This window comes from Pseudomonas corni, assembly GCF_057128765.1.
The window spans coordinates 194313-201476 of sequence record NZ_JBSKHW010000006.1; the positions used below are offsets into that span (position 1 = coordinate 194313).

The following is a 7164-nucleotide window of genomic DNA, read 5'->3' on the forward strand; positions in this document are numbered from 1 at the left end:
TTGGAAAGGCCCCCGGGCTACACACTGTCCAGAAGACGATGTGAGGTGAGCCGACGTCAAAAGCGTTGAGCCAGGACGAAATTCCCAGAAGGGGGCCGAGTGGCCCTCTTTTTTTGTGCGCGATTGCCCAGTTAATACGATCAGCCGGATGGCGTTTGATGCGTTGGGGGTGCATTCTTCGGGTCTCCTACCCAATGGTGACCTCGATTATGTCTGCCATCCCCCAGCGTGCAGTGGGTAGCACCGGACTCTCAGCGTCTGATGCAAAACCCAGAAATGTGATGATCGATTGCGCAAAGGGTGTCGGCATCCTGCTGATAGTGCTTATGCACAACGGGCCGTTCAGCAAAGCCCTTCCCGCGGTTTCTGATGGGCTGTTTGCTTTTGTGGTCTCATTCTTTTTCTTCCTGTCCGGAGTCACGTTTTCACTGGGAGACGGGAATTTAAGACGTATCGCCTGGGAAAAGGCCGATGCTTTACTGAAACCCTGTCTGGTGGTCATCCTGTTGATCGGTGTCGCCAAGATAGTGGTGGGTAAGGCGTCGATTGAGACGCTTGCGTTGAGCATGACCTATCTCGCCGGGTTTACCATTCCTTGGCCGCCTCTATGGTTCATACCGCATTTATGGCTGGTGTGCGTGTTCTCGGCAATCGTGATCAAACACAGCAGAGGACTGTTTCGGTCCAAGGTGGCCTTGCTGGCGTTATTCATCGTCTTTAGTGTGTTGGGCTTCTTCCTGATCAACGCTTTTACAAGCTTCAAGATCAATCCGGCCTGCATGAAACAGACGCTTTTCAACTCCGGACTTCTCGATTGCGGACTGCCTTTAAGTGCAGATTTATTGTTTATCTCAAGCTCGTTCTTTTTAGTCGGTTATTTTCTGTCAGCCCGGATCAAGGCGATGCAGGTAAATCATGTGTACGCAGCGGTTTCCGTGCTGGTGCTCGTTGGCCTATGCCTGGTGTTTCCACCCAAGCTGGATATGAACATCCGTCTCTATCCTTATGTCTTCGTAGGGCCTTTGAAAGCGATTGCCGGGATCGTGGCCTTATTGTATGTAGCGCTCTATATTTCTAAAGCGGCACCCTTGCGCAGGGCTTTCAGTTACTGCGGTAAAGCCAGCCTGTTCATACTGATCTTTCACTCCCCTCTGGTTTTTACGTTGGGGCCATTGCTGTCTAGATTTACTCGTTCAGATTTCCTTGTGGGCTTGGCTGTTTTCATTTTGCCAACGTTAATTTCGTTGGCCCTTTATCATCTGTGCAGCCGTTACAGGTTTTCCAGACTGCTTATGCTGCCTGTTAAAACAACCCGAACCAGACCTCCTCAAGATTCGCCTGTGATTGAAAGCGGAAAGATCTAAGTGCCTCGACGACTCGATCCGGGCAGATTCACTGATGGAGTGCCGCGAACGGCGCAACGTGAATGCAGTCCTATCAATAAGTATCCGAGCCGCAGTGAGGAAAGCATGAAAACGCGCATCTGGCTTTTGGCAGGTGTCAGCCTGTTGTCGTTGAGCATCAGCGTGCAGGGTCTGGCCGAGGACAATAATCCACGTGAGTCCAACCGTGGCAATCCCAACGGCGGGCAGCAGCAACAACAGAACCAACAGCAGCAACAGCAGCAACAGATTCAACAACAGCAGCGTCAGCAGCAACAGGGTCAAGAGCAGCAACGTCAGCAGCAGCGTGAACAGCAGCGCCAGAATCAGAACCAGCAGCGATCCAACCAGCAGCGCGATCAGCAAGAGCGTCAGCAACAGCAGCGCCAACAGCAAGAGCAGCAGCAAGACCGGCAGCAGCAACAGCGCCAGGAACAGCAGCAACAGCAACAGCGACAATCTCAAGAGCGACAGATACAGAACCGGCAGGCGCAGGACCGTCAAAGCAATCTGCCGATCCAGCCGCGGCCAAATGAAACCCGGCAAACCCAGCCGCCGCGCCAGGGTTTCTACGAAGACATCCCCCGAGGCAACCAGAACCAATCCTGGCGCGGCGGCAACGATCGTCGTCCAGACAACGGCCACGGTAATGGTTGGGGCGCAGGCCCGCATTACCGCCCCGGTTACCAGATAGACCGGATCCCCGGCGGCTACTCGCGAGTGCCTTATCGCGGTCAGGATTACTTTTATTCAGGCGGCTATTGGTATCGCCCACAAGGCCCACGCTACATTGTGGTCGAGCCGCCGCGTGGCGTTCGCGTGAGGCAGTTGCCGGACTACGCGCAGCAGGTGTGGCTGGGCAGCGCGTTATTCTTCCTCGCGGCAGGCACCTATTACACCTACGAACAGAACACCCAGGAATACGTAGTGGCCCAGCCGCCCGAGAACGTCGAACCTGTGTACTCACCGACTCAGGCGCCGCCGTTGCAGCAGCAACAACAGCAACAACAACAGCAACAGCAACAGCAACAGCAACAGCAACAGCAGGGCGATCCGTACGACATAGCGGCTTACCCTGCAAACGGGCAGGGCCCGGAGCAGATCCAGCAGGATCGATACGATTGCTATAACTACGCGGTGTCCCAGAGCAACTTCAACCCGTCGACCGCCACGTACGCGCCCGCGCCAGAAGTGCTGGGCATCTACCAGCAAGCGATGGCGGGTTGTCTGGTGGGTCGCGGCTACACCGTCAATTGATGCTTAAATAGCCGCTCGATTGACGACCTCCTGAGGGTCGGCATGCACCAGCACTTCGGCCCTCGGGAATTCGCCGTTGATTGCATGCTCAACGGCATCGCACAGCGTATGCGCAGCCGTCAACGTCAACGATCCCGGCAGCTCCAGATGCAATTGCACGAACCAGTGGTTGCCGGAAATCCGAGTGCGCAAATCATGAGCACCCAGCACGCCCGGTACACTTTGGGCCAGTTCCAGCATGCGCGCACTGACGTCCAGCGGCAGTTCGGCATCCATCAATACGGACACCGTTTCTCGTGCAATCGAAATGGCGCTCCACAGGATATACACCGCAATTGCGAGGCCGAACCACGCATCCAGCTGCGCGTATCCGAAGTAAGCCATCCCCAGCGCCACTAAAATACTGACGTTCAGCAGCAGATCGGAGCGGTAATGCAGGGAGTCGGCGCGAATGGCGGCCGAGCCCGTTTCCTTGATCACTTTGTGTTGCAGCATCAGCAACGCAATGGTGAGCGCAATCGACAACAGCATCACAGCAATGCCCAGCCCCGCCGCGCCAACCGGCTCGGGATGCAAGATGCGCTCGATGGCCTGATAGCCGATCAAAAATGCACTGACCGCAATAAACAGCGCCTGGGCCATGCCCGACAGCGCTTCGGCCTTGCCGTGGCCATAACGGTGATCATCGTCGGCGGGGCGCAGCGCGTAATGCACCGCCAGCAGATTGAGGAAAGAAGCGGCGCCGTCCAGCATCGAGTCGGTCAATCCAGCCAGCAAACTGACCGAGCCGCTCAGCCACCACGCGATGGCTTTTGCGACGATCAGCGTGCTGGCAACCACCAGAGAGGCCCGGGTTGCCAGGCGCAGCAATCGGACGTGTTCGGGGGTGGTGATCATGTGGCTTCCTTCAAATCGGATCAGTATTGCAAGTCAGTGTCGGCATCAAGCAGCCGGGACAATGCCCATGCTTGCCAGTTGCTCGGCGCTGCCTTTGTGTTGGATCAGGCGTGGATCGTCCAGCGGCAGGTTGCGGCCTAGCTCGGTCTGAATGATGGCCTGCAGTTTGGCGTTATCGATGCTGCCGTCGGTGCGCACGGCGGGCTGCAGCTTCTGTGGGTCAATTTGAGCGTGCTTGCTGTCGGGCAGGTAAATCGCGCCGGTGGCGAAGTCGACCGCAAACGCGATCACGCCGGGGATGATATAGAACAGCAGCCCGACGGCGTCGAGAAGGGCAATCGGCGGATCAATCTTGCCGTTGCCTTGAATCTGCCCGCGACGTTCAGGGTAGAAAATGCTGCCGCAGGCGGTGAGTTGTGTGAGCAGGGTGGCAACGAGAACGCCGCCGATCAAACGGGAAGGAATGCGCATGAATGTCTCCTCAGAGGAAGCCGCAACTATACAAGGCAAATGCTTAATCGCTAAGACTATCCGAGCGCCAAGTCGGTTCGTAGCGTCAACCAACAAAGCCGAGAACGGCACCGTATAATCGGCGGCCTGTTCTGGAGCCTCCATGATTTCTCTGCCAATCGATGCTGTCCTGCCCGCCCTGCGCGAAGCCCTCGCCCAGCGCCACGAAGCCGTGCTCGAAGCACCACCCGGTGCGGGTAAAACCACGCGGGTGCCGCTGGCGCTGCTCAATGAGCCGTGGCTGGCGGGGCAAACCATCTTGATGCTCGAACCACGACGCTTGGCCGCGAGAGCCGCAGCGGAACGCCTGGCCTCGGAGCTGGGAGAGAAGGTTGGCGAAACCGTTGGTTATCGCATTCGGCTGGACAGCAAAGTGGGGCCCAACACCCGCATCGAAGTGGTGACTGAAGGCATCCTCACCCGGCGTTTGCAGGACGATCCGGCGCTGGAGGGCGTGGGGCTGGTTATTTTTGACGAGTTTCACGAGCGCAGTCTGGACGCTGATCTGGCGCTGGCGCTGAGCCTCAATGGCCGCGCTTTGTTTCGTGATGAGCAGCCGCTGAAGATATTGCTGATGTCGGCCACGCTGGAAGGTGAGCGTCTGTCGGCGTTGCTGGATGAGGCGCCGGTCGTGCGCAGCGATGGGCGCATGTTCCCGGTGGCGATGCAGTGGGGACGGCCTTTCCAGGCAGGTGAATTCATCGAGCCGCGCGTGGTGCAGACCGTGCTCGACGCGCTGGGCAGTCAAACAGGCAGCGTGTTGGTGTTCTTGCCGGGGCAGGCGGAGATTCGCCGGGTCAATCAACAACTGTCCGATGCGCTGGGCGAGCGCAAAGATATTTTGCTCTGCCCGTTGCATGGCGAGCTCGACCTCAATGCCCAGCGCGCGGCTATTGAGCCTGCGCCCAAGGGCACCCGCAAAGTGGTGATGGCGACCAACATCGCTGAAACCAGCATCACCATCGACGGCGTACGCGTAGTTGTCGATGCCGGATTGGCGCGGGTGCCGCGTTTCGATCCTGGTAGCGGAATGACCCGGCTCGACACTCAACGCATCTCCCGCGCCAGTGCCACTCAGCGCGCCGGTCGGGCAGGGCGGTTGGAACCAGGCGTGTGTTATCGGTTGTGGTCTGAAAGTCAGCACGAGCAATTGGCGGCGTACGGTGCGGCGGAAGTATTGCAGGCAGATCTTGCCGGGCTGGGTCTGCAGCTGGCGCGCTGGGGCGTTGAACCGTCTCAACTGGTTTGGCTCGACGTGCCGCCTGCTGCGGCTTACGCCCAGGCGCAGGATTTGCTCGGGCGTTTGGGCGCCTTGGTGCGCAAGCCTGGTGAAGACTGGAAGCTCACACCTCACGGTCAGGCCATGGCCGAAGTCCCGGCTCATCCGCGTATCGCCCATTTGCTGCTGCGCGGGCATGCCCTGGGTCTGGGGGCGCTGGCGTGCGATGTCGCGGCCTTGCTGGGCGAGCGCGATATTCTGCGTGGCGCGGGTGCCGATCTCTACACCCGGTTGACCCTGCTCGCCGGGACCGAACGTGCAGCTCGCGGCGCTCAAGGCGGGGTACAACGGGCGAAGCAACTGGCGCGGCAGTACCGAGGGTATTTGCGTGGCGCAGTGACGGACCCGGTTGCTGATCCGGATCACCCGCGTTGGCTCGGCGCGTTGCTGGCGCTGGCTTATCCGGACCGTGTCGCCCAGCAACGTCGTGCGGGTGGCGCGGAATATCGTCTGGCCAATGGTCGTGCGGCATTGTTTGCCGAGGCCGATGCATTGATGAAGCAACCGTGGCTGGTTGTGGCGGATCTTGGCAGTCGTCAGGGCCAGCGCGAAGAGCGGATTTATCTTGCAGCTGAGTTTGATCCTGCTTTGTTTGATTCGGTATTGCGTGAGCAGGTGACGCAGGTCGATCACTTGGACTGGGATGAGCGCGAGGGCGTGTTTCGCGCTGAACGCCAACGCAAGGTCGGGGAGCTGATTGTCAGTCGCGAGCCGTTGACCGGGCTGGACGATTCGGCGCGAGGGCATGCGTTGCTGGCGCTGGTACGGCGCAAGGGCCTGGAACTGCTGCCGTGGACGCCTGAACTGCGTCAGTGGCAAGCGCGGGTGGGGTTGCTTCGGCTATTGGATCTGGCGAAGCAGGACAGCAGCGAATGGCCGGATGTCAGTAATGAGGCGTTGCTGGGTGGCTTAGAAGATTGGCTGTTGCCGTACTTGGGCAAAGTGTCGCGGCTGAGCCACTTCGGCAATCTGGACTTGTCCTCGATCCTGCATAACCTGCTGCCATGGCCGCTGCCGCAGCGGCTGGATGAACTGGCGCCCCATCACCTGAGCGTGCCGTCCGGCTCATCGATCCGGCTGGACTACAGCGAGCATCCGCCGATTCTGGCGGTGCGTTTGCAGGAGCTGTTCGGCCTCGCCGACACACCCCGCATCGCCAACGGCCGGCAGATCGTCAAGTTGCACCTGCTATCCCCGGCGCGGCGCCCGGTGCAGGTCACTCAGGATTTGGCCAACTTCTGGCGCAGTACCTACGCCGAAGTGAAGAAAGACTTGAAAGGCAGATACCCCAAGCATTACTGGCCGGATGACCCATTGATCGCAGAACCCACCGCGCGGATAAAGCCGAGAAAGCCGTCCAACTGACATGCTGCTTCTGCCCGGAGGGCGTAGGAGTCTGGCTTGCCAACGATGGGGCGCGCAGCGGCCCTAAAACTAGGCACCTCGGTTCATCAGACAAACCGCGTGCGCAGGTTTTGCTGCCGGTGCCCGGCAGATCGCGAGCAAGCTGCGCTCCTACGCCTTCGGCAGAAGCGGATCGGAGCTGTTGGGAAAAGGCGATGATCAACGCGGTTCATGCTTCTGCCCGGAGGGCAAAGCCGTCCAACTGACATGCTGCTTCTGCCCGTAGGGCGTAGGAGTCTGGCTTGCCAACGATGGGGCGCGCAGCGGCCCTAAAACTAGGCACCTCGGTTCATCAGACAAACCGCGTGCGCAGGTTTTGCTGCCGGTGCCCGGCAGATCGCGAGCAAGCTGCGCTCCTACGCCTTCGGCAGAAGCGGATCGGAGCTGTTGGGAAAAGGCGATGATCAACGCGGTTCATGCTTCTGCCCGGAGGGC

The 7164-nt window shown here is 59.4% G+C and carries 5 protein-coding genes; 3 read left to right on the plus strand and 2 right to left on the minus strand.

All coding sequences use genetic code 11. The features are described from left to right. Positions 1-209: 209 nt before the first annotated feature. A complete protein-coding gene (locus ACWKV9_RS12210) occupies positions 210-1364 on the plus strand; it encodes an acyltransferase family protein (RefSeq protein WP_483836356.1) in 1155 nt (384 codons plus the stop codon). Positions 1365-1469: 105 nt separating this feature from the next. Next, positions 1470-2639: a DUF6515 family protein gene (locus ACWKV9_RS12215; RefSeq protein ID WP_483836357.1), complete on the plus strand. Its 1170-nt coding sequence runs from the start codon at positions 1470-1472 to the stop codon at positions 2637-2639. A gap of 3 nt (positions 2640-2642) precedes the next feature. On the opposite strand, the gene ACWKV9_RS12220 is transcribed toward ACWKV9_RS12215, so the two are convergent. Next, a complete protein-coding gene (locus tag ACWKV9_RS12220; RefSeq protein ID WP_483836358.1) occupies positions 2643-3536 on the minus strand; it encodes a cation diffusion facilitator family transporter in 894 nt (297 codons plus the stop codon). 45 nt (positions 3537-3581) lie between these two features. Further along, complete coding sequence (locus ACWKV9_RS12225; RefSeq protein WP_483836359.1) at positions 3582-4007, minus strand: polyribonucleotide nucleotidyltransferase; 426 nt, start codon at positions 4005-4007, stop codon at positions 3582-3584. Positions 4008-4149: 142 nt separating this feature from the next. Here ACWKV9_RS12225 and hrpB point away from each other — a divergent pair, with 142 nt between their 5' ends. Continuing rightward, complete coding sequence (gene hrpB, locus ACWKV9_RS12230; protein WP_483836360.1) at positions 4150-6690, plus strand: ATP-dependent helicase HrpB; 2541 nt, start codon at positions 4150-4152, stop codon at positions 6688-6690. Positions 6691-7164 lie beyond the last annotated feature (474 nt).

What these genes read in the sequence shown, in the direction of transcription:
- ACWKV9_RS12210 (WP_483836356.1), top strand. Translation starts at nt 210, where the DNA reads ATGTCTGCCATCCCCCAGCGTGCAGTGGGTAGCACCGGACTCTCAGCG.
- ACWKV9_RS12215 (WP_483836357.1), top strand. Translation starts at nt 1,470, where the DNA reads ATGAAAACGCGCATCTGGCTTTTGGCAGGTGTCAGCCTGTTGTCGTTG.
- ACWKV9_RS12220 (WP_483836358.1), bottom strand. Translation starts at nt 3,536, where the DNA reads ATGATCACCACCCCCGAACACGTCCGATTGCTGCGCCTGGCAACCCGG.
- ACWKV9_RS12225 (WP_483836359.1), bottom strand. Translation starts at nt 4,007, where the DNA reads ATGCGCATTCCTTCCCGTTTGATCGGCGGCGTTCTCGTTGCCACCCTG.
- hrpB (WP_483836360.1), top strand. Translation starts at nt 4,150, where the DNA reads ATGATTTCTCTGCCAATCGATGCTGTCCTGCCCGCCCTGCGCGAAGCC.